Source organism: Finegoldia sp. BIOML-A1 (genome assembly GCF_009678325.1).
Taxonomy (GTDB): Bacteria; Bacillota; Clostridia; order Tissierellales; family Peptoniphilaceae; genus Finegoldia; species Finegoldia magna.
The window spans coordinates 218,224-241,482 of record NZ_WKZF01000001.1; the positions used below are offsets into that span (position 1 = coordinate 218,224).

General features: G+C 31.3%; 24 protein-coding genes. 14 read left to right on the forward strand and 10 right to left on the reverse strand.

Annotated elements, in window-relative coordinates; all coding sequences use genetic code 11:
* Positions 1 to 43: 43 nt before the first annotated feature.
* Complete coding sequence (locus tag GKG00_RS01010; protein WP_154253787.1) at positions 44 to 682, forward strand: Maf family protein; 639 nt, start codon at positions 44 to 46, stop codon at positions 680 to 682.
* 11 nt (positions 683 to 693) lie between these two features.
* Positions 694 to 1,131, forward strand: coding sequence for a DUF523 domain-containing protein (locus tag GKG00_RS01015; RefSeq protein WP_154253789.1), 438 nt, complete (start codon positions 694 to 696; stop codon positions 1,129 to 1,131).
* A gap of 213 nt (positions 1,132 to 1,344) precedes the next feature.
* Here the strand turns inward: GKG00_RS01015 and GKG00_RS01020 are convergent, their stop codons facing one another.
* From GKG00_RS01020 to GKG00_RS01040, 5 genes are all read right to left on the reverse strand, one after another.
* A complete protein-coding gene (locus tag GKG00_RS01020; protein WP_154253791.1) occupies positions 1,345 to 2,370 on the reverse strand; it encodes a YeiH family protein in 1,026 nt (341 codons plus the stop codon).
* Between the two features lie 107 nt (positions 2,371 to 2,477).
* Positions 2,478 to 4,019 carry an ABC transporter ATP-binding protein/permease gene (locus GKG00_RS01025; RefSeq protein WP_154253793.1) on the reverse strand — a complete coding sequence of 514 codons (1,542 nt, stop codon included), beginning with the start codon at positions 4,017 to 4,019 and terminating at the stop codon, positions 2,478 to 2,480.
* A 46-nt stretch (positions 4,020 to 4,065) separates the two neighbouring features.
* Positions 4,066 to 4,929 (reverse strand): lipoyl synthase, encoded by an 864-nt coding sequence (gene lipA / locus GKG00_RS01030; RefSeq protein ID WP_154253795.1) that lies wholly within the window; start codon positions 4,927 to 4,929, stop codon positions 4,066 to 4,068.
* Positions 4,922 to 5,884: a lipoate--protein ligase gene (locus GKG00_RS01035; protein ID WP_154253797.1), complete on the reverse strand. Its 963-nt coding sequence runs from the start codon at positions 5,882 to 5,884 to the stop codon at positions 4,922 to 4,924. Before GKG00_RS01035 ends, lipA begins: the two co-directional genes overlap by 8 nt.
* 9 nt (positions 5,885 to 5,893) lie before the next feature.
* Positions 5,894 to 6,313, reverse strand: a complete 420-nt coding sequence (locus GKG00_RS01040) for a PPC domain-containing DNA-binding protein (protein WP_002835234.1) — start codon at positions 6,311 to 6,313, stop codon at positions 5,894 to 5,896.
* A 145-nt stretch (positions 6,314 to 6,458) separates the two neighbouring features.
* Here GKG00_RS01040 and GKG00_RS01045 point away from each other — a divergent pair, with 145 nt between their 5' ends.
* The 11 genes from GKG00_RS01045 to GKG00_RS01095 all read left to right on the forward strand — a co-directional run bounded on the left by GKG00_RS01045 (position 6,459) and on the right by GKG00_RS01095 (position 16,834).
* Positions 6,459 to 6,929: an acyl-CoA thioesterase gene (locus GKG00_RS01045; RefSeq protein ID WP_094208259.1), complete on the forward strand. Its 471-nt coding sequence runs from the start codon at positions 6,459 to 6,461 to the stop codon at positions 6,927 to 6,929.
* Positions 6,926 to 9,172, forward strand: a complete 2,247-nt coding sequence (locus GKG00_RS01050; RefSeq protein ID WP_154253799.1) for an ATP-dependent DNA helicase — start codon at positions 6,926 to 6,928, stop codon at positions 9,170 to 9,172. The genes GKG00_RS01045 and GKG00_RS01050 overlap by 4 nt, the downstream gene beginning before the upstream one ends.
* 78 nt (positions 9,173 to 9,250) lie before the next feature.
* Positions 9,251 to 9,511: a hypothetical protein gene (locus GKG00_RS01055; RefSeq protein ID WP_002835237.1), complete on the forward strand. Its 261-nt coding sequence runs from the start codon at positions 9,251 to 9,253 to the stop codon at positions 9,509 to 9,511.
* Complete coding sequence (gene rlmD / locus GKG00_RS01060) at positions 9,511 to 10,839, forward strand: 23S rRNA (uracil(1939)-C(5))-methyltransferase RlmD (protein ID WP_154253801.1); 1,329 nt, start codon at positions 9,511 to 9,513, stop codon at positions 10,837 to 10,839. The genes GKG00_RS01055 and rlmD overlap by 1 nt, the downstream gene beginning before the upstream one ends.
* Before the next feature lie 57 nt (positions 10,840 to 10,896).
* Positions 10,897 to 11,433 carry a hypothetical protein gene (locus tag GKG00_RS01065; protein ID WP_154253803.1) on the forward strand — a complete coding sequence of 179 codons (537 nt, stop codon included), beginning with the start codon at positions 10,897 to 10,899 and terminating at the stop codon, positions 11,431 to 11,433.
* A 288-nt stretch (positions 11,434 to 11,721) separates the two neighbouring features.
* Positions 11,722 to 12,162, forward strand: a complete 441-nt coding sequence (locus tag GKG00_RS01070) for a GNAT family N-acetyltransferase (protein WP_154253805.1) — start codon at positions 11,722 to 11,724, stop codon at positions 12,160 to 12,162.
* A 220-nt stretch (positions 12,163 to 12,382) separates the two neighbouring features.
* Positions 12,383 to 13,249 carry a hypothetical protein gene (locus GKG00_RS01075; RefSeq protein ID WP_154253807.1) on the forward strand — a complete coding sequence of 289 codons (867 nt, stop codon included), beginning with the start codon at positions 12,383 to 12,385 and terminating at the stop codon, positions 13,247 to 13,249.
* A 24-nt stretch (positions 13,250 to 13,273) separates the two neighbouring features.
* A complete protein-coding gene (locus tag GKG00_RS01080) occupies positions 13,274 to 13,690 on the forward strand; it encodes a hypothetical protein (RefSeq protein ID WP_154253809.1) in 417 nt (138 codons plus the stop codon).
* Positions 13,691 to 13,699: 9 nt separating this feature from the next.
* The gene (locus GKG00_RS01085; RefSeq protein WP_154253811.1) at positions 13,700 to 14,239 is read left to right on the forward strand and encodes a DUF3783 domain-containing protein; all 540 of its coding nucleotides are present in this window, start codon (positions 13,700 to 13,702) and stop codon (positions 14,237 to 14,239) included.
* Between the two features lie 293 nt (positions 14,240 to 14,532).
* The gene (locus GKG00_RS01090) at positions 14,533 to 15,273 is read left to right on the forward strand and encodes an ABC transporter ATP-binding protein (RefSeq protein ID WP_094206156.1); all 741 of its coding nucleotides are present in this window, start codon (positions 14,533 to 14,535) and stop codon (positions 15,271 to 15,273) included.
* Positions 15,260 to 16,834 (forward strand): antibiotic ABC transporter permease, encoded by a 1,575-nt coding sequence (locus tag GKG00_RS01095; RefSeq protein WP_154253813.1) that lies wholly within the window; start codon positions 15,260 to 15,262, stop codon positions 16,832 to 16,834. The genes GKG00_RS01090 and GKG00_RS01095 overlap by 14 nt, the downstream gene beginning before the upstream one ends.
* A 65-nt stretch (positions 16,835 to 16,899) precedes the next feature.
* On the opposite strand, the gene GKG00_RS01100 is transcribed toward GKG00_RS01095, so the two are convergent.
* The 4 genes from GKG00_RS01100 to cysK all read right to left on the reverse strand — a co-directional run bounded on the left by GKG00_RS01100 (position 16,900) and on the right by cysK (position 20,633).
* A complete protein-coding gene (locus GKG00_RS01100) occupies positions 16,900 to 17,991 on the reverse strand; it encodes a glycerol dehydrogenase (RefSeq protein ID WP_154253815.1) in 1,092 nt (363 codons plus the stop codon).
* Between the two features lie 142 nt (positions 17,992 to 18,133).
* Positions 18,134 to 19,135, reverse strand: coding sequence for a hypothetical protein (locus tag GKG00_RS01105; protein ID WP_154253817.1), 1,002 nt, complete (start codon positions 19,133 to 19,135; stop codon positions 18,134 to 18,136).
* 90 nt (positions 19,136 to 19,225) lie between these two features.
* The gene (gene epsC / locus GKG00_RS01110; protein ID WP_154253819.1) at positions 19,226 to 19,750 is read right to left on the reverse strand and encodes a serine O-acetyltransferase EpsC; all 525 of its coding nucleotides are present in this window, start codon (positions 19,748 to 19,750) and stop codon (positions 19,226 to 19,228) included.
* On the reverse strand, positions 19,737 to 20,633 hold the full coding sequence (gene cysK, locus GKG00_RS01115) for a cysteine synthase A (RefSeq protein WP_154253821.1): 897 nt from the start codon (positions 20,631 to 20,633) through the stop codon (positions 19,737 to 19,739). Before cysK ends, epsC begins: the two co-directional genes overlap by 14 nt.
* 108 nt (positions 20,634 to 20,741) lie before the next feature.
* Here cysK and GKG00_RS01120 point away from each other — a divergent pair, with 108 nt between their 5' ends.
* A complete protein-coding gene (locus tag GKG00_RS01120) occupies positions 20,742 to 21,407 on the forward strand; it encodes a Crp/Fnr family transcriptional regulator (protein ID WP_154253823.1) in 666 nt (221 codons plus the stop codon).
* A gap of 165 nt (positions 21,408 to 21,572) precedes the next feature.
* Here GKG00_RS01120 and GKG00_RS01125 read toward each other — a convergent pair whose 3' ends face one another.
* Positions 21,573 to 23,171 carry a heparinase II/III family protein gene (locus GKG00_RS01125; RefSeq protein ID WP_154253825.1) on the reverse strand — a complete coding sequence of 533 codons (1,599 nt, stop codon included), beginning with the start codon at positions 23,169 to 23,171 and terminating at the stop codon, positions 21,573 to 21,575.
* Between the last annotated feature and the right edge of the window lie 88 nt (positions 23,172 to 23,259).

The window sequence follows — 23,259 nt, forward strand, 5'->3', positions numbered from 1 at the left end:
TGACACATTAATAAAAAGATAAGACAATATATTTGGTGATAAAATGAAATACGTAAAAAATGTTACAAAAATTGGGAAATTAGACGAATTTACTCATGTAATTTTGGTTAGCAAATCTCCAAGAAGAAACGAATTATTGAAAAATATTTGTGAATTTGAAAGCACATCTACTGATATTGATGAGAGAAAAATAGAAAAACTAGCTTATGAAAAATACAAAGACCGTGAAATTATAGAAAAACTTGCACTTGTTTGCTGTGAAATATCCAAAGCAAAAATTCTTCCATTAGAATTAAAAGAAGACACGCTCTACATTTCTTCTGACACAATCGTAATTAACGACGGTAAAATTTTGAACAAGCCACAAGATTATGACGAGGCATTGGATATGCTAACATCCTATCTCGGAAAAGTTCACAAAGTTGTGACATCTGTTTGTTTGAAATCAAAAAATTACGAAGAAATATTCTACACTTACAGTAACGTAAAATTTTCAGAAAAAACAGATAAAAATATCCATTTAATCAAAAAATACATCGATGAAGGCACAGTCTATGACAAAGCTGGTGCCTACGGAATTCAAGATTTAAATCCAGTTCTTATAGATTACATCGAAGGTGATTTGAATACAATAATAGGCCTTCCTGTCAGTGAAATTAACAAAAGGATTTTCAAAAATTAAAGGAGACAAATATGCAAAATGTTTTAATTAGCGCTTGTTTATTGGGCGTTGATTGTAAATACAACGGTTCTAATAATAAACTAGACGAAGAAACTATCAACTTACTCAAAGAAAAATACAATTTAATTCCAGTATGCCCAGAAATTATGGGAGGTTTACCAACTCCCAGAAATCCTGTTGAGATTAGTGATGGGAAAGTTTTTGATTATGACGGAGAAGAATTTACAAAAGAGTTTGAAAAAGGAAGCGAAGAAGTGGTAAAACTTGCCAAGTTATACGATGCTACAATCGCCATCTTAAAAGAAAATTCTCCATCATGTGGAACTAATTATATTTACGATGGAACTTTCAATCATCAAAAAATAAAAGGCATGGGGATTGCTGCTCACAAACTTTCAAAAGAAAATATAAAATTATTTAGTGAAGAAAATGTTAAAATATTACTGTAAAATATAAAAATATTACTATTTGTTTGATTTTTTTAATTTGATAATCATTTTTAGTTGACAAATTGAAAAACCGTAGTATAATGATAATAGATATCAATTTATATCAAACAAACCCCTTGTAAGATAAAATTGTACTTAAGAATCACGGCTCCCCCTAAAGCCGTGATTTTTTTTCATGAAAAAAGCTACGCAAAATTTTTGCGTAGCTTTATGCTATATTAGTCCAAGTGCAAATTGCATTGCTATTGAAACTATAGTGATTCCAATCCAGCAACAAAATCCAAGAAGGATTGGTTTGCCACCTGTTTTTATTAATTTTACAATATCTGTTTTAAATCCAATTGCAGCCATTGCCATTACAATGAAAAATTTAGACAATTCTTTTAATGGATTAAAAACTTTCGCATCCACTCCCATTTTCAAAGCAACTGTAGTTATAATACTTGCAAGAACGAAATACAAAATAAACATAGGAAATATTTTTTTGAGTTCAACTTTTTCTGATTGTTCTTGTTTTTTAGTTCTCAAATACGACAATACCAAAGTGATTGGAATAATCGCTAATGTTCTAGTCAATTTTACAGTAACAGCTTTGTCCAATGTTTGTGTTCCCAAATTGTACAATCCATCCCAAGTTGCGGCTGCCGCTGTTACTGATGATGTATCATTTACAGCAGTTCCTGCAAATATTCCGAACGCTTCTCCAGAATGAGTGGAAAATCCAATCACGCTTCCCAACAACGGGAAAATCAAAGCCGCAATTACATTGAAGAAAAATATTACAGAAATTGCCTGTGCAACATCTTCATCATCAGCTTCTATTACTGGAGCAGTTGCTGCAATTGCAGATCCACCGCAAATTGATGATCCAACTCCCACTAATATCGCAATGTTTTTCGCAATATTCATTTTCTTTGCAAGTACATAAGAAATAATTAAAGATGTGGAAATAGTTAGTGTAATTATTGGCAATGATTGTTTTCCAGTTTCCATTACAACCGCCAAATTCATTCCAAATCCAAGTAAAATTACAGCATATTGCAATATTTTTTTAGATGCAAATTTCATTCCGACTTCAAATTGTGATTTGTCTTTAATAACATATCCCATAACAATCCCAACCAAAATCGCTAGAACTGCACCACCTATTACAGGGAATTTTTTGCCCAAAAAATGGCAAGGAATAGCTATTAAAAGGCAAAGCAATAATCCTTTATAATTTTTATTTAACCAATTCATAATTCCTCCAAAATTTAAATTACTTATATATTTTAACTCAAAATTTTTTCTTGTAAAGTATAAAAATAAAAAAACACCACGATAAATAATTTACCGTGATGTTTGATTTATTCTTGAACTAACAAATAGTCGCTGTCAATATTTTTAACATACAATACTTCGTCGAATTTTTCCTTTATAAATGGATTAACGTCCTTAGCACAGTATATTGATCCATTGAATCTCAAGATGAAATCTTCTAGCAAAATATTGCCAGTATTTTCGTCCAAATTTTCAAACAAATTAACTACCATGTTAAATTCAGAATCTTGATTGATTATTCTCTTATATCTGATTAAATTCTTATCTCTATCACTATATTCAGAATATCTTTGTTTCGAAGTCAATTCTTCATCGAATATTTTTAACAATGGTGGGATTTTCTTATCCGCAAAAGAATTAAACAATGTAACATTATTTCTAAAATCAGTATCGAAGATGTAACTTTCATCGTAAGTTACTAGCAGGTTTGATGACAAATCAAACTCTTCTAATGGCTCATTATTTACCAAAATCATTCCACTTTGCGGAGACAATGTCTGAATGAATGATTTGGCTAGTAAGTTTACAACTTCTTCATTATCACAAATAATTAAGTATTTTTTGTCAGTATAAAATGTGTAGTTGATCTTAACTTTAACATTTGAAGAATACAATTTCACATCTCTGAACTCAATGTCTTTTATGTGTTCTACAATTTTATCTGATTTTTCTTGATTCCCAAAAATTTCTTCCATTTCGAAAACTTTTTGCTCAGATTGCACAATCATAGATCGTTCTTTTACGATTTTTTTAATGATATGATGAAGCAACATAACTGAACTTATAAGAATGATAACTTCACCGGTGCTGATTTGTGGCTGCTTAATAATATAAATCAAACTAATTATAAAATATACTCCGATGAATAATAATTTTAGATTGTATTTTGTGAGCTCTTCCTTGTCAAGTTCCGTCACTTTTTCTGATATATCTTCTATTAATTTACTGTGAACAACTTCAAGCGCTTTGTTAGCCTTTGAGTTGATGACTTTCTTGGAATTTAACATATCATCTAGAAAATACACGTATCTTTTTCTTAAATTCGATGTATTTGTTTTCTTTTCTAATATTGATTTGTCGATTCTCACATTTATCAAACTGAAAACCAACACTCCTACAGTTATAATTGACACCGGAATAAATGAAACGCAGTATCCTGTTGTAACAAAAACTGCAATCAATAGAATTGCATCAGATATCATCTCCAATGTCGGAATAATGTAATATTCTTTTAAGTATAGCGATGTCGATGTAATGTCATTCGAAAAAGTTTTTTCTTTTTGTTGTATTTCGTAAAAGTTTTGTGAAATCACATTATGAAACAAATCTTGTTTAAACCCTTCTACAAATAAAAGTCCCATATTGTAAATCGTCCTGTCCTTGAGATAATTTATTCCAGCGAATAAAATTAACGATGCACTAATTACAATAAGTGAGAAGGTCTTATTTTGGACTTCAAATAATCTTTTCGTAAATACTATCGCCACCACCAAAAAACACGACAACAAAATTGTCAGTAAAATTTGCATTAGCAAATTGATTTTCTCTCTAAAAATGTACTTATTCATATATTCCCTCTTATAATACAAAATAGAGCTTTCGCCCTATTTTGCATTACTCATTTTCTTTTTTCTCCAATGATTTAAATACATTTCCTGCATTGTAGGAACTTCTTACGAATGGGCCACTTTCAACATGCTTAATTCCGATTGATTCTCCGTATTTTTTGTATTCTTCGAATTCTTCGGGAGTAACATATCTGTCCAACTCTGCATGTTCTAATGTAGGCATCAAATATTGTCCAATAGTAACTATATCTACTTTTAATTCGTTCAACTTATCTAACATTTGATGAACTTCTTCATTAGTTTCTCCAAGTCCAACCATAAATCCAGATTTAGTTACAAGTCCTTTTTCTTTTGCATATCTTAAAACTTCAAAAGAATTGTCCAAGTTACCTTGTGGTCTCATTTCTTTGAAGATAGAACGAACTGTTTCAACGTTGTGATTTAATACATCTGGTCTTTCATCAAAAACAATATCCAACAATTCATGCTTTGCGTGCATATCAGGAATCAAAACTTCAACCAATGTTCCTTCGTTGTGTTTTCTAATTTCCTTGATAACATTTTTGAATTGAGTTGCACCTTCGTCTTTTAAGTCATCTCTGTCAACTGAAGTAATAACAGCGTATTTCAACCCTAATTTTTGCACAACTTTTGCAACATTTTCAGGTTCCTTTTCATCAACAGCTCTTCCTCTTCCAGTAGTTACGTTGCAATATCTACAGTTTCTAGTACAAATATCTCCTAAAATCATAAATGTAGCTGTACGTGATTCGTAGCATTTCATTCTGTTAGGACAATTTGCTTCCTTGCAAACTGTGTTCAATTCAAAACCATCTACTAAACTTTCTACTTCGTGAAGGTTTTGGCTACCTTCGATTTTTACTCTCATCCATTTTGGTTTTCTAATCAAATATATCACCTAAAAACACTTTCTCATCCATTCCAACAATGTATTCCCCGATATTAACATCATTCAAAACATTGTGGAAACCATCTATTGTCATAGCCTTTCCAACAAACATATCGCAAAATTCTGAAATATCTTTGTTTGAAAAGAAATCCCCTTCTATTTTGAAACTATCAATCAAATTATCCTTGATGTTGTAGCTATACTCCACAACTCCAAACTTGTGTTTTCTTTGATAATTTGCAGTAGTTTCTCCTTTTGAGTAAATAAATTCTTCATTTTTAAATAAATCGATGTAATCATTCACTTCTTCTTTTTCAGAATCGTTAAGCACGTATTCTTCTAAGTTATTATCTTCAATGATACCGTTTTTAATTTTATTGAAAAACTCATCGTATTCCATATCAATCATATCATTAATAGTTGTGATTCTGGATTCTACAGATTTGATAGCTTTTCCTTCGAATTTTATTTTTTGAGGAGTAAGTGAATGCATCATCTTTTCAACTCCAATATCGAAAAGAATTGTACCATGATGAACAACCATGCTGTTTTTCATATATTGTGCGTTGCCACTTATTTTCTTACCGTCAATCAAAATATCATTTCTACCGCTGAATTCTGGATTAAGTCCCATCTTTTTCATTTGATTGATTATCATATTAGCGAAATGTTTGAAGTCATTTGCGTAGTTTTGACTTTCAATAAAAGTGTATTGCATATTTTTTTCATCAGTATATATGCAACCACCGCCAGATAACCTACGAACTAGATTAATTCCATTTTCTTCAGTGTATTTTAAGTTAACTTCTCTGTAAATGTTTTGATTTTTGCCTAGTAGAATTGAATCCTTGTTTCTCCACAAAATAAACACTGGAATGTTATGCTTTGCGAAAAAATATTCAACCGCAAAATTGTAATACGGATCTACGCTGTCATTATTAAAATAATATTTCATTTATCTCCTTTAAATATCGTATAAATTTAAACCTGTTTCAGAATCTTTGAATCTATCAACTTTTTCGTCTATTTTATTAATTATGATTTCACAAGTTGCTGATATGATAGCCTCGTTCAAATGTCCGCCGTGAACATTCAAATTCTCATCTGCAAATGTAATATGCATGTGCAAATAAGGTTTGTCATTCATAGTAGAGATATTTCCAAGGATGCTTGTGATTTCCATCTCTCCTGTGAAATTTTTCTTAGTGTATTCTTGTTTTTCGACACTATATAATCCCACAGTTATATTATCACTGGCACCAATACCAGAAATAGAACCATTTTTTAGCTGAAGCTTTTCAACTAATTCGAATAATTTTTCTACAACGTCTTCGCCCTTTTCAATTCGGACTAAAACATTATCATAATATTCTCTATATTTCAAATCATTAACCTCCTGTAAAGTTCATACAATCTAATTATACATTTAATTTCTTTTTGTTTCAATTTTAAAATCTTGCGATTGATTTCATTTTTCCGAAAACAAAATTTTATACTATAATAGAAGTAAGAATTAAAAGGTGGAAAAAATGAAAACAAAACAAGATACAAAAACAATTGTAAAATTCAGAGCAAATGGAGATATGGGAAATTTTTACGGACTTCTCCACGGAGGAGAATTGTTCAAAATGATGGACACAATCGCAGGTGTGTGCACGAGAAGATTTTGTTCCAATAAAACATTGACAAAAGCCGTAAATAATTTGACATTCAACGCTCCAACAAAATTGGGAGAAATTATAAAAATCACAGCGATTATAGATTACGTTGGAAAAACTAGCATGGAATGTTTCGTTCGTGCAAAAGTCGAAGGCACAGATATCATAAAAGCTTCAGGATATTTCACAATGGTGAGTGTAAACGAAGACGGAGAATCTGAAATGGTAAATGAAACAATAGAATATGTAACAGATGAGGATAAAATGTATCGCGATTTGGCGATTGAACGAAGAAAAATTTACAAGGAAGTAAATTTGCTTCAACAAAATTATAAACTATGAAAAAAGAAATCAAACTTTCTGTCAGAGATTTGGTTGAATACACTGAACGAAGTGGCGACATAGACGACAGGTTCAGAAATGTGTTCGACAGAGCAAAAGAAGGGCAAAGAATCCACAAAATGATTCAAAAAGAATACGATATTGGATTTTTGCCGGAAGTTACTCTCAAAAACACTACCCTCTACAAGTCGGTAAATTACATCGTGGAAGGTAGAGCTGACGGAATAGGAATTAAAAACGGTAAAACTTTAATAGATGAAATAAAATCTACTACGCGTGATTTGGAAGAATTGGAATACAATTCGAACAAATATCACTGGGCACAAGTAAAATGCTACGGGTATTTTTATTCTGTGGACAATGGCTTGGAAGATATTGATTTGCAGCTAACTTATTATCAAACTGATACCAAGAAAATAAAATTTATCAGGCAAAATTTTACTTTTGAAGAATTAAAAGAATTTTATTTTTCATTATTAGAAAAATATTCCGTGTTCACAGAATTAATCACACAGCACATAAAAGATCGTGAAGAATCCATTCAGAACTTGTCATTTCCATATCCTGCATTTAGAGCTGGTCAGAAGTATTTGAGCCAAAACGTTTATTCTGCAACCAAACAGGGTGTAGATTTGATGGTGGAAGCTGCAACAGGAATTGGCAAGACTATCTCCACGCTTTTTCCTTCAATTAAAGCTATGGGAGAAGATTTGACGGACAAGATTTTTTATTTGACTGCAAAATCTACGCTAAAAAAAGCCTGCAACGACCAATTGTATTTGATGAAACAAAAAGGTTTGATAATAAAATCAGTCGAGATAATCGCAAAGAACAAAGTCTGCATCAACAATGAAGTCAAGTGTAATCCAAATGATTGTGAATTTGCAAAAGGTCACTACGACAGGGTCAACAAATGCATTCTCGATATGCTTGAAAACGAGGATATTATCGTGGAAGAAATCATTAAAAAATACGCATTCAAATACAGAGTTTGTCCGTTGGAATTGGAGCTGGATTTGTCCAATTTCTGTGACATTGTGATTTGTGATTACAATTACGTTTTTGATCCGGTAGTATATCTGAAAAGATTTTTCGAAGTTCCTTATTTGAGAATGTCGCTTTTGGTTGATGAAGCTCATAACTTGGTGAGTCGAGGACGTGATATGTATTCGTATTCATTGAGTTTCAACCAACTTATGGACTGTTGTGATGAGCTTTTAGATGATAAAAAAGAGCTCAAAATCAAACGCAATTTGAAGAAACTCGCAAAACAAATCAAAGATGAAGCATTAGGAAAACCAGTAAACACTTACAAGGATTTGTCAGTAGATTTGATTGATTATTGTGTGCATTGCAAAGAATCCATGACGAAATTCTTGGTCGAAGAAAAGGACAAACCATACTACGACAAAGTATTGGATGTGTATTTTGAAATCAATAAGTTTTTGAAAATTTCTGATTTTTACGATGATTCTTTCGTCACTTTGATAAAATCAGAAAACAATGATGTTATTTACAACATCATGTGCTTGAACACTCACAATATTTTTAAAAATCTTTTAAAAAAGTGTAAATCAAACGTATTTTTCTCAGCTACTTTGTCTCCTATGACCTACTTTGCAGATGTATTGGGTTTGGAAAAATTCTATAACATAAGATTGGAATCTCCTTTCCCAAAAGAGAATTTGAAAGTAAATCACATCAACATTTCAACTAGATTCAAAGACCGCGAAGATACGAAATATAAAATTGCAGAAATCCTTCGAAAAATCAACGAAAAGCCTGGAAACAAACTCATATTCTTCCCTTCTTATTCGTACTTGGAATCTGTGTATGAGATTTGTGGTTTCGATATTTTAACACAAGAACGAACGCTAACTGATATGGAAAGATTGGAATTTTTGTCCCAATTTACAACTAGTTCAAACATAATGGCGTTTTGTGTTTTAGGTGGAGTGTTCAGCGAAGGCGTGGATTTGAGTGGCGACAGATTGAATACTGTTGGAATAATTTCCGTCGGACTTCCCGGAATTAGCGTAGAAAATGATTTGATTAAAAAATATTTTGACGAAAATGGAAAAAACGGATTCGATTACGCTTACGTGTATCCAGGAATGAACAAGGTGCACCAAGCTGGTGGAAGACTTATTAGAACAGACACCGATACTGGAGAATTATTTTTGATTGACGATAGGTTTGACTCATATCCATACAAATCGCTTCTTCCAAATAGCTGGAAATAAATTTTTTAAGAAAATAATCATGCAATATGGTAAAATTAACTTAATCCCAATGGGAAATTTTAAAATGAAGGTGAAATTATGTCAGAACAAATAGAATTTAGATTTGATACACAATTATTAATAGCAGGAGAAAACTTATCAAGCGATACAATTAGTGAATATATTACAGAACATTTCAAAGGAGATTGCCTTTTGGTTGTAGGTGGCGATGATTTGATTAAAATTCATTTCCATACTAATGAACCTTGGCAAGTATTGGAATACGGACAATCAATCGGAGATATTCACGATATCGTCGTAGAAAATATGCAAAGACAAGCAGACGGTCTACAAGGATAATGAAAAAAATTTTAGAGGCAAAAGTAGAATACAACTTATTTCCTAACAAGGGAATTTGCAAAATAGACGATAATTTGTATTCTATAAAGAACACAATTCAAGGACAAACAATCTCTTTTCAACGAAAAAGAAAGAAAAAGGGATTTATTGAGGGAAAACTAGTTGAAAAACTAGAAAAGTCTCCTCTTGAAACTATTGAAGGTTGTCCTGTAAATGAAAGATGTGGCGGTTGTATTTATCAAAAATTAGAGTATGATGTGGAGTGCGATTTGAAGAAAAAAACACTCACAGAATTATACAAAGATATTTACGATGAGGATATTACTTTTCATCCATCGCCTATTTTACAAGGCTATAGAAACAAAATGGAATACACTTTTGGAGATAGTGTCAAAGGTGGTCCACTTGTTTTAGGACTTCACACTAAAAACAAATTCTACGAAATAACAGACACCGTAGATTGCAATATCATTGATGAAGGCTTTAACAAAATCAGACAAGCTGTTCAAGAATATTTTCGCGACAAAAATTACGAATTTTTTAAAAAAGTAAAACATACTGGACTTTTGAGACACTTCATAATCAGAAAAAGTTTCAGTGAAGATGAGTACATGATTAATTTGGTAACGACAAGTGATGAGTTTGATGTGAATGATTTCGTTGAATTTGCAAAGCAAATCGACAACAGAATCGTGTCTATTTATCACACAATTAACGATAATATTTCTGATGCGGTAATTGTCGACAAATTAGAATTGTTGTACGGCAAAGAATATTTGACAGAAAAAATAAACGGATTGGAATTTAGAATATCTCCATTTTCATTCTTTCAGCCAAATCCAGCACAAGCAGAACAAATCTATAACAGAGCCTTGGAATTAGCTGGAGATTTGTCAGGAAAAAACGTCTACGATTTGTACTGTGGAACTGGAACCATCGCACAAATTTTTGCAAAAAAATCCGAAAGTGTGATTGGCGTCGAAATAGTAGAAGAAGCAGTCGAAAAAGCTCGAGAAAACGCAAAACTAAACGGATTAACAAATACAGAATTCGTATGCGATGATTGCTTGAATTTTATGGAAAAAGTTGAGAAAAAAGACGTAGTAGTCCTCGATCCTCCACGAGATGGAATTCATCCAAAAGCAATCGATAGATTAATCGACATCAATCCCGATAAATTTATCTACATCTCATGCAATCCGATAACACAAAGAATGGATTTGGAGAAATTTATCGAAAAAGGGTATAAAATTAAGTCATTAGAGTTTTTCGACCAGTTTCCAAGAACGTACCACTGCGAAGCTGTTGTGTTGTTGGAGAAAAATTAGAAATTACGGAAATTGTATTAACTGTGATAGTTTATTATTTATGAAGGAGGTTTATATATGATTAAGCAAAAAAGATTTTTAATTATTATGATTTCGCTTTTGTTTCTATCAGTTTTCATACTAAGTTCTTGCAACAATAAAAATACAGATACTCATGAAAAAAGTGTGGATTTCCCTTTAGACGATAAAGACTATCCTCAAAATAATGTTGTAATTATTAACGGAAATACTTACTCTATAAACCTTAAAAATAATTCAAATGAAAATTCCAAAGTTAACACTAAAATTGAGTTGAAATTATCAGATGACAAAAAAGATATTGAAATTATTCTTCCTCAATATCTTCCTATTAATAGTTGGTTTTTCGATGAAAAAAATTATATAAATTTAAAATCTTATGAAAAATTAGAGTATCCAATAAAGAAAGATAATATGATTGAAGGTATCTCACCTTTTGTACAGAAATTTAATATCGAAGTTTCAGATAGTGAAACAACAGAGTTGGTATTCAAATGGGCAAATATTAATGAAGCAAATAAATCGTTTGAAGATAAAAATGAAGATTATTTATTGAAGATTGTCATAACACAATAAAAATTTATATTAAAATTTAAAACCCGGCTTTATCACAATTGATAATGGTCGGGTTTTGGATAGTAAAATTTCAGTTATATTAATTTGAAATACATGAATAAAATTAAAATGATAGATTTATAAAAAACAAAGTCAGGATCAAATTGAATATATAAAGTTTTTAATTTTTTATTAAAATCAGTGGTATAATTTAAGTACAAATTTAGTATCAAAATAAAAAATGAAACTGAAATATTTATTAAATTATGATGAATTGCAAAATAAAACATAAAATAAAGGAAAAATAACATGAACACAATTACCGTCAATGAAGCAATCAAGCTTGTTCCCTATTTCGAAAATTACGATACTACTTTGAAATGGTACGAAGATAAGGATGTGTGCAAACAAGTCGACAACATTGATTTCGTATACGATATTGATAGGCTTCAAAAAATGTACAATTACTTGAATACTCATGGAAAGTTGTTCTACATTGAATACAATAACGAATTAGTTGGAGATATTTCCTTGACTGATGACAATGAAATAACAATAGTTGTGTGCAAAGAATTTCAAAACAAACACATCGGACGATGTTGTGTCAAAAAGATTTTGGAATTAGCAAAAGAAAATGGATTAAAATCTGTCACGGCAAATATCTACGCTTTTAATCATCAAAGCAGAAAAATGTTTGAAGCTGTAGGTTTTAAGCAAATCGATGAAGAATTATTTGAATACAAATTTTAAGCGGCGAACTTGTCGCTTTTTTTCTTGCAAAAATTTAGTAAACTATTACAAAACTTTTCAACTCATTATTATTTTGATATTTTTAATGCAACATCGTAATATACAATATCTTAATATTGCATTGTACGCTATCGTGTTTTTTGATTTAATTACCGTAATTTATTTGATTTGTGGTATCATTAATGTATGACAGATATTAATGAAGGGAAATTTGTAATATATGCTAATAGAAGCAACTTTACAAGATATAGAAAATTATTTGGATTTTTCATATAATTTATCACAAGATTTGACAACTTCAGCATTCCCAACTTATTTGGATGGTATCAAAACTAAAAATGATTTTTACAAATCAGCATATTCATCATTTTCAAAATCAAATTCAAAAATACTCTTATTTATAAATAATGATGAAGTGTTAGGTTGGATTGATTATTATTGGATTGAACAAGACCATTATTTAGGCTTTAATGTATTTAATATTCAAAATAATCAACAAGAAGCTATTGAAGAATTTATTGAATATTCAAAATCCAGATATCCAAACTATACTATTTATTTTGGTTTTCCTTCAGATAATAAACTAAGTATTGAGTATTTAAAAAGTATAAATTCTGAAAAAATTGACGAAAACTACGTATATACTTTAAATTTTGAAAAATATTCTCCTCTAAAATATGATGGAGATATTGTTAGAGTTAATGATGAAAATTGGAATGATTTTCGAGATTTACATGATAAAACAAGTGATATCTACCGGAATTCCGATAGGCTTTTCAACGCTTTAAATTCAAAGTCAAATAAGAAATGGAATATTTTTTTATATTACGAAAAAAATATTTTAAAAGGATGTATTTATTTTGTGTACACGCCTTTACTTATGGAAGTTTTCGGGATTGATTATAAGGATGATTTTGACGAAAATATAATGCGAAGTTTATTGATTAAATGCTTGAATACATCAAAATTAGATAATCAAAAATATACTACGTTTTTTGTTGAAGAAAAAGAAAGAAAAATAGTTGAAAGTGTTGGTTTTAATTTCGTAGCGAAGTATGAATTATATACAATTAGTTTAAGCAATTAAATGTATAATTTTAAGGAGGTTTTTATGCTTGAGTTTTTGAAAAAGGGAGTTTTTAGTGGAACTGATGAGTTTTTAGAGCAAAATAGTAAATTGATTTTGAAAACTTCAGAAAAAACATTCGACTCTCCCCTATTCGATATAGTTTTAGATGAGATAGACAAGATTTCAGAAGATGCGTTAAGAAATTACAAGGAAGTGAGATCTGGTAAGAAGACTTACTTTTTCTCGTTGGAATTTGTAGGCGAAAGTTTCATTCAAGCGACTTTTATTCCTGCTCCTGATGAGTCTGTCTATCATATTGAATATATGAAAGACATATCTGACAGTTTGGTGAAAATAGTCGATGATGTGAGTGTCGAAGATACGAAGGATTTGTTCAAGGACTTTTATAATGAAAAGCCTTTGAGTGATGATTTTGATTGGGAAGATATGAGTATTTAAGGAGGTTTTATGGCTAGATCGATTTTAATTTACAATATACCTGAAAATATTAAAGAATTTTTGGTGATAGAATCTGAAAAGCACAATTTTGAAATAATTGAATGCGATGATTCTGATTTGCGCACTAAAATATCTGTGCTTTTAACAGAAGAAGACGGCGAAAAAATTGAGTGTGCTGAAGAAGGTGTTGATATTAATTTTCTAATGATCAATAAATTCAACAACCAAATTTTAAATAGATTTTTGAAGGATATGCAACGTGAGAATATTTACATTCCAAACAAATGCGTGACTACTGAGCACAATATCAATTGGCCACTTAAACAACTTCTTTTGGAAAACAAAGAAGAGCACGAGGTGATGACGATTTACAAGGAGCTTGCTTCTCTCAGATCACAAGCTATTCAATTGTATAAAGAAAACGACGATGATGAACTTTATGAAACTATTACTGAAGTCACTGAATATATGCAACCAAAAGAATTTGAAAAGGATGAACTTATCAGAAGATTCAACCATTTAAAATCAGTTATAGAAAGAATTGGCTAGATTTATTTAACTCATAGTCAAAGTAATAAACCCTCATGCTAAGAATATCATACGGAGAAAATTGCTTTGATTTCAATTCGAAAAAATCCGTAAAAATCGAACTGTTTGAACGTAAGTGAGTTTTCGATTTTAGGATTTTGAGATTTAGAAATCAACAATTTTTGTAGTCCAGATATTCGTGTATGAGGGTTTGCTTACGTATTAGAATTAGCAATAGCTAATTCTTTTTTATTTGACACGATATCACAAGTGTGCTACGATTATGATACAGTATGATACAAGAGGAGGTATGTATGATTACTTTTGAGAATGTGACAAAAAAATACGACAGAAAAATTGCTTTGGACAATTTGAATCTTACAATTAACAGCGGAGAAATCTTCGGTCTTATCGGCCATAACGGAGCTGGTAAATCAACTACGATAAAATCCTTAGTTGGTGTTATAAAACCTGAAGAAGGGACTATCAAAGTTGACGATATTGATGTAAGAGATAATCCAATGGAAGCTAAGAAGAAAATCGGATATGTGTCTGACAGTCCAGATATGTTTTTGAAGATGACTCCTTACGAATTTTGGAGATTTGTCGGAACAATTTATGAAATTGAAGAAAACAAATTCAACGCTACTTGCAAGATGCTTTCCGAAAAATTTGATTTGACAGAATTCTTCCAACCTATTGAATCTTTTTCACATGGTATGAGACAAAAAGTTTTCGTAATAGCTGCTCTGTTATCTGATCCAGATGTGTGGGTATTGGACGAACCGTTGACAGGACTTGACCCACAAAGCTCGTACAATTTAAAGGAAATGATGAGAGAACACGCCAACAAAGGAAATACTGTTTTGTTCTCTACTCATATTTTGGAAATTGCAGAAAAACTTTGCGACAGAATTGGAATTTTGCAAAAAGGAAAACTTATATTCTTAGGTACGGTTCAAGAACTAAAAGATTTACATCCGGATAAATCTTTGGAAGAAATTTATCTTGAAATGATAAAATCACACGATGAGGTTCCAAATGAACAAAACTAAATTAAAAGAATTGATGAAAATCGACTTATTGAATATAAATCCTATGCTCACAGGTCAAATCAGACAGAAGACCAAGCCTGCTGAGAACAAAAGTATTTACAAGAAAATTATCAGACAATATATAATGTCCGCTGTGATGATGCTTGTAATTTACGGAATTATGTTCGGATTTGTGTTTGATTATAGCAAGGCACCTAAGATGTTTGATTTATTCGTGTTTTACTTGGTAATTTTGGGAACTTTGCAAAACTTCATCAGCGTATTCAATCTGTTTTATGAAAACAAGGATTCGTTGAAGATGTCCTATTTTCCAATCAGTCAGAAGGAAATGTTCGTTTCCAAAACTTTCTTGACAATGTTGAGTTCGTTGACAGTTCTAAGTCCGATTTTGTTGTTGTCGATAAAGTTTTTCATTGATTTCAAATTCAATATATTCTTGGCAATTTTGTTCGGAATTTTGAATTTCGTAGTTTTATTCGTTTTTACAATAATTTTGAATATTGTCGTTGCGGAGCTTTTGGTGAGAACATCTGCATTGTACAAATTCAACACGCAAATAATGGTTGGGCTTAATATTTTCATTCAAGTCGTTGCCATAGTATTTGTAATTTTTATTCAAAATTCAAACATAATGAAAAACACTACAGGATTTGGCCCTATTTCAGGATTACTTCACAATCCATTATCGGCGATTATTTTCATAGCTGTATTGGCAGTTGTTGAAGTGATTTTAGGAAAAGCGATTCTAGAATTTGCATCGAAGAACTTGTACGAACACATGAGCGATATTCAAAACAGAAAAAATTCTGTTAAGAGAACTAAAGTTGACAAAGAACCAAGCAATATCGGCAAGGAAATGTTCAAATACAACAAAATGCTTTTGAGTGATGCTACAACTATCACATCGTGCATTTTATTCCCAGTAATGTTTCCAATATTGATGACATTTACTAGCGCGCCTAGTATGCGAAGCGAAATCGGGACAAATATTTCCGATTTGCAATCACTTGCTATTGCTCTTAGCATTTCATTTATGTACAGTGTGTTCATTGGACTATTTCCTATGAACCTACAATCGATAATAGTTTCATTGGACGGACAAAATCACGATTATTTGATGAGTCTACCAATGAGTAAGAAAACTTATTTGAATGAAAAAGTAAAATTCTCATTTACAATAATGGGCGTGTTATCTGCCCTTGCAATATTAGGATTTTCCATATTCTTTAGAGTAAAAATCTATTTCGTAATCGTTGCAATTGTGTTGAATTTAATATCTATATTCGTATTTTGTAGATTCAAAGTCGCAGGAGATTATAAACACAAGTACGTAAATTGGTCGAGCATTTCAGACATAATGAACAGACAATCCAAATTCGCCTACGTTATTAAAATGATGGGACTTTCATTTTTGACAATAGCAATATTCTCATTTGTATTGTTTAGCATTCAATCAGCCCCAATTAAATGGATTCTCATGGGAATATTAATTCCATGGGCATTAATAGTAATAGGAATTGAACTTTACAATCAAATCGGTTTTTGGAGAAAAATAAAATAGACACACAAAAATCATCCTCTTTTTAAATAGAGGATGATTTTTTAATATGCTATTAATGTGTAAATTTATTTGTGCTCTTCGTAGTATCTTGTTCCCAATACATCAGCTGTCAATACGAAATCTCTTAATTTTTCCGGAGTGATTTCTCCAACTACGTTGTGAATAGTTTCTCCTTCAACACAGGCTTTTTCACAACCTACCATTATATTTTCAGCTTTTATATTCATATCTTTCAAAGTGATTGGAAGTCCAACTTTGTAGCAGAAATCCATTACCTTCATCAATTCATCTTTTGGAGCTGATTCCATCAACAATTGCACAATTGAACCGAAAGCTACGATTTCTCCGTGCATTGCAGACACACCTTCTATTTCAGTAAATCCGTTGTAGATAGAATGTGCCGCTGCAAGTCCACCATTATCAGCACCAACACCACTTAGATAAGTTGCTGCTTCAATAACTTTTTCTACAGATTCATTCAACAAATGATTATCCACAGATTTCTTGGCAATTTCTCCATGTTCAAACAAAATTTCATTGCACAATTTGCAAAGTGCCATCGCTGATTCACTAATTCCACCATTTTCTAGTGAAGGTGCATCAACTTTTTTGCAACTTCTTGCTTCGTAGTAAGTTCCCAAAGCATCGCCCATTCCTGCAACCAAAAATCTCACAGGAGCGTTGGCAATTATTGTCGTATCCACGATTACCATGTTAGGATTATCTGGATAGAAAATATATCTGTCAAATGTCTGATCGTCATTGTAAATAACTGAAAGTCCAGTACAAGGAGCATCAGTCGCTACAACAGTAGGAACTACAAGTACTGGTTTGTTTTCATAAAATGCTGTGGCCTTTGCAGTATCAATAGCAGATCCTCCACCAATTCCAACCACCGCATCGATTTTTTCATCGACGACAATTTTTCTCATTCTCTCTATTTCTCCATTAGAAGAAATCCCGGAGAAAATTTCATATTTTCTGAAAGCGTCAGTTCCTTCAAAACTTTTTTCGATTTTTTCCTTACAATCGTTCAATCCTCTTTTTGAAGATACGAACAAAAACCTGTTTCCATAATCCTTTGCGTATTTCCCAAATTCATTTAAAGCGTCTTTGCCTTGAACGTATTTTTGTGGTGTTCTAATTAATTTTAACATTTAATTCTCCTTTCGTAATTTTGATAAACAAGGTTATTTATTTAACATTTATGTTCAATCAACCTCTAAGATATTTATACCCAAATTTAAAAAAACGAAAACAGCGACAAACTTTTTTCGTTCATCGCTGTCTATTTTTTAATTATTTTGGTTGAATGTAGTCTACTAAGAAAAGTTTTTCTGTTCCATCACTTCTAACTCTTACAACTACATCTTCTTGATCTTTATCGTTGTATTGTCTAGTTAATATGATGTCTCCTTTTTCAAAGCTGAAATTATACGGAAATGATTGATTGTAAACTGTTGTCGTGAAATCTTTGAAGTATTCCTTGTCTTTAATTCGGTATAGTTTTTCGTGAGGATATGGAGAGTACTTGTGACTTATAATTCCATAATAATCTGCTTCAAATTCTCTTCCATTGTATGTGATTTTTTCTGTTGAGATTGGTTTGAGATTTTTACTTTTCAACAAATTAACTATGTGAAGATTTTTAATTTTATCTTGGATAATTTTCGTCATATAATCGTTAATATAACGTGTTCCATCTATATGACCCAATCCAAAAAATCCAATAACATCTCCTTTTGTCCTGTTATATGTATCCATGAAGTTTTCTGCCATCATTTTATCTCTGTACTCACTGGCTTTTAAATGATCAACTTTTTCTTTGCCATAGAAATTCTTGCCTTGTTCTATCGCTCTTTCAGTAAGTTCAATATCTTCTTTGTCGCCTTTTTCTTTTGCTAATTTTAGGTAATCCTTGCCTATAATATCGTATGAATGTCCCACATCTACACCGTAGAATTTAATATCATTCATTTCTTTTTTTATTGTCTTGAAATATTCGATAGTGTAATCATAATCATAGTTTCCGTATTTTTTAATAACATCATACATTTTGTTCAAATACTCATCATTATCTGATTTCATCCACAAATTAAGATATTGTGCACCATAATGAGAATCCTCCAAAAAATAATTCCTACCACCTTTTTTGTAGTAATCTCTCAAAATGTTTAATTCTTCATTATAAATAGGTTTTATATCGTGGTCTTCTCCATACAAATACACTTCTCTTTTTCCAATGCTACATGAACACAACATTAAAAGCGCCATTAAAATTGCAAATATTTTCTTTTTCATAAAATTCCTCCTGCTTGCTTATACACCCATTTTATCACAAATAAAAAATCTCCTCAGCAAATAATTTGCCAAAGAGATTTAAATTCAATATTAATGGTGTCTTATTATTTTTGCAGGCATTCCAACTGCTGTACAATCAATTGGAACATCATGTAAAACAACTGCTCCTGCTCCTATTTTCGCACGATCTCCAATTTTAATCGGCCCCAGAACAGTTGCTCCAGTTCCAATTACAACATTATTTCCTACAATCGGGTGGCGTTGGTGTTCTTTTTCGTTGCCAGTACCACCTAATGTGACATTATGGTAGAAGTGGCAATTGTCCCCGACAATCGCAGTCTCCCCAATTACAACTGCCATCGCATGATCTATGAACAGATTCTTGCCGATAGTCGCTCCTGGATGAATTTCAATTCCAGTTTTACGTCTCGCTCTTTGTGAGAAAAATCTCGCAAGAGTTGTGTGCTTTTTTCTGTAAAAATAATTTGCGATTCTGTGATAAATTAACGCCTTCACGATTGGATACATGAATAACGCTTCGAATTTGGTGCGACATGCAGGATCTTCTTTTAAAATAAAATCACCGTATTCAGATAATCTTTTAATTAGCCTCATTTTCAAATAATTCAGTCGACAAGTATCTTTCTCCAGTGTCTGGAAGAACAGTAACTATCGGACCATCAACTTTCTCTAACATTTTTAATGCGCCAAATACATTTGCGCCCGAAGAAATTCCCACCAAAAGTCCTTCTTCTTTTGCAAGTCTTCTTGCCATATCCAAAGCATCATCACCCTTTACAGTGATTACTTCATCTAACATTTCTCTATCCAAAATTTCTGGAACAAAGTTTGCTCCAATTCCTTGGATTTTATGTCCACCAGCTTTTCCAGTGCTCAACAACGCTGATTCTTCTGGTTCAATAGCCCACACAGCTACATTTTCATTCTTTTCCTTTAAGAAATGACCAACACCACTAACAGTTCCACCTGTTCCAACACCAGCGATAAATCCTTTAACCTCTGGTAATTCAGAATAGATTTCAGGACCTGTGTATTTTTCGTGAGCCAAAGTGTTGTAAGGATTTGCAAATTGATTTGGCATAAAATATTCTCCAGTAGCTTCCAATTCCTTCGCCTTATCAACAGCTGTTTGCATACCACCTTCGCCAGTCAAAATAATTGTCGCACCATAAGCTTGCATCAATTTACGTCTTTCGATAGACATTGATTCTGGCATAACAATTGTAACTTCGTAGCCCAAAGTTTTACCAATCATTGCAATCGCAATTCCCGTGTTACCACTTGTTGGTTCAACAATCTTCATGCCTGGTTTTAATGAACCATCATCAATCGCACCTTTTATCATTTCAAGAGCTGCTCTGTCTTTGATTGAACCAGTTGCATTTTCCTTTTCAACCTTAACATAAATACTTCCATTTCCTATGTTCTTCAATCTAACAAGTCTTGTATTTCCAATTGTATCTAAAATATTTTTCATTTTTCTCTCCTTTGTTTCCATATATAATAAACCACATTTGATTTTATGTCTATAGTTTAATATAATTTAATGAAAAAGTACGTTGTTAAAACAACATAAGAGGTAGAAATGGAAATATTAAAATCAGAATTATTTAAAAACTTCTCAAAACAAGAAATCGAACAACTATTAAACTCAAATTTTATTTACCAAAAATCCTATAAAAAACACCAATACATATACAAATCTGGAAACACAACAGACACATTCGGGTTAATACTCAAAGGAAAAATTAGATTAGAAATCACAAATTATTGGGGAAGTAGAATGATACTTTCTAACAGGAACAAATTCCAAATAATAGCAGAGTCCTACGCAATAAGTGGCGAAAAATTAATCATAGATGTAGTTGCAAGTGAAGACTGTGAAATCTTGTTCATAAAAACAAACCAAATTTTCGCAAATCACAACAACTACAACGATAAATTAATAAAAAATTTGCTACTCATACTATCAAATGACAATTATTCACTATCACAAAAACTTTGCCAATCCTCCTTCAAAAAAATTCGACAAAAACTATCCGTCTACCTTAGCTCTGTCGCCCTAAAAAAAGAAACCAACCAATTCGACATACCATTTAATAGACAAGAACTAGCAGATTACCTAAACGTCGACAGAAGTGCACTATCTAAGGAACTAATGGAAATGAAAAAAGAAGGACTGCTCGACTACAACAAAAACCACTTCTCACTCCACAAAAACTTCAACGAAGAATACTTCTACGTAATCTAGAAATGAGTAACAGCATATTGTCTGAAAAAATATATTTGTTGGTGATATTTGCTATAATCTTGACCTACGTGTGTACAGCAACTGTAATATTTCCTATATGCTACCAAATTCCTCCACACAAAAAATGCCCCTATCACACGATAAGGGCATCTCTACTTATTATAATTATTTTAATTCAATATCAACTTTCATTTCTTTATCTATTCCATTACAATCAACTTTAATTACTTTTGTACTTTGTGGAGGATTTTGATAGTAAACAGAATAATAAAAATCATCTGTTAAACTCACTTCATCTTCAGTAATTAACTTTCCAATAAGCTTGTCGCCTCTATAAAGTTCAACAACATTTTTTCCTAACTTCTTCTTGATTTTAGGTTGAATTGAAGGATCTAAGTGAAATAGTCTAGTGTATTTATGTTCTTGTTTGTCCAATGATTTTACAGTATCAATTATCGAAATATTTGATAAGTCTTTGTTAAATCTTATATTCCTTTTGAAAGTAATATTTGAAATTCTTTTAGTCACACCTGACATTTCCCATGGAGAATCTGTTTTTGTTATTTTTACATCCTTACCCTTAAATTTATTTCCATCGTCTACAATTAAAGTATTATGGGCTTCAAAATCTGTTTGGTATTTTGTATGAGGATTAGATTCTTCATATCCATACGAACCAAATTCAGTAAATATATTACCGTCCTTATATAGCCAAAAACTCAAATCATCGTTATGATGGTGAGGATTCTTGATGTAACCACCCCTAAACAAAAGAAAAGCTTTTTTGTCCATATTTTTGTAAATGTCATAACCAGATTCATAATAAGTTTGTCTTTTGTTAGTGTTTCTATTATTTAAAATATCCTCACTATAATAATCATTTAGATTAATCTTCATCGACCAGGAATCACCAATATTAGGTATGATTCCACTTGGAAGAAGAGTTTGGTAGGCAAAATCTGCAGATTTTACGTAAATTTCCTTTAATTCATTGTAATTTGGAATCACATTTTCGTCATAATTATCTAAAACTTTTTTTAATTCAGCAACTAACACATAGTGATATTCAGATGAATTTTCCAAATGGACACCATCATTATCAAAGTTATCTTTAATATATTTTTCTATTCTTTTACTGCATATATCTTTTATGTCATCTCTACCATATTTTACTGCATACATAAGACCTGCTTCATCTTGAAAAAACCCATGATTGTTATTACCAGAATAGAAATCAGTAAATGCAAAAAGTTCTGCGGTTTTCTTCAAATTATCGTCAAGCAATTCTTCATCTTTATTAGACAATTTAAAATCTAATTGTTCAGTTTTTTTAATAAAGTTTAGAATATTTGTCATTCTAAGAGCAGTTGTTTCATCATGCCATGACATTTTACTTTTATCAAACTCCATTTGCTCTACAAAAGAAATAATCAATGAATACCCTTCTTTTATATATGAAATATCCTTTGTATCTTCATACGCATTAAAAAAATCGTCTAAAAAAGAAAATCCATAAATCAATCTTTGAAAAGATCTTTCTATATTACTGAAAGCTTTCCAATCTCCATCAAATTTATATGTCTGTTCTTTCCCTTTAAAATCAATAACCATTGTACCATCTATAATTTTATCGGAAATAATCTTAGATTTCGAATTATTTGTTTGCTCAATTTTTTGTTCTGGTTTATTATTTAATTTTTCTTGCCCACAAGCAGACAGAACAATAGACGATAATATAACCAGACATAAAATCCTTAACTTCATATTAACTCCTTGTATGTATTTTTCATATATAATATCAATATTAGCTTACAATAAATCAAATGTATTTGCAATAGAAATAAATAATAGA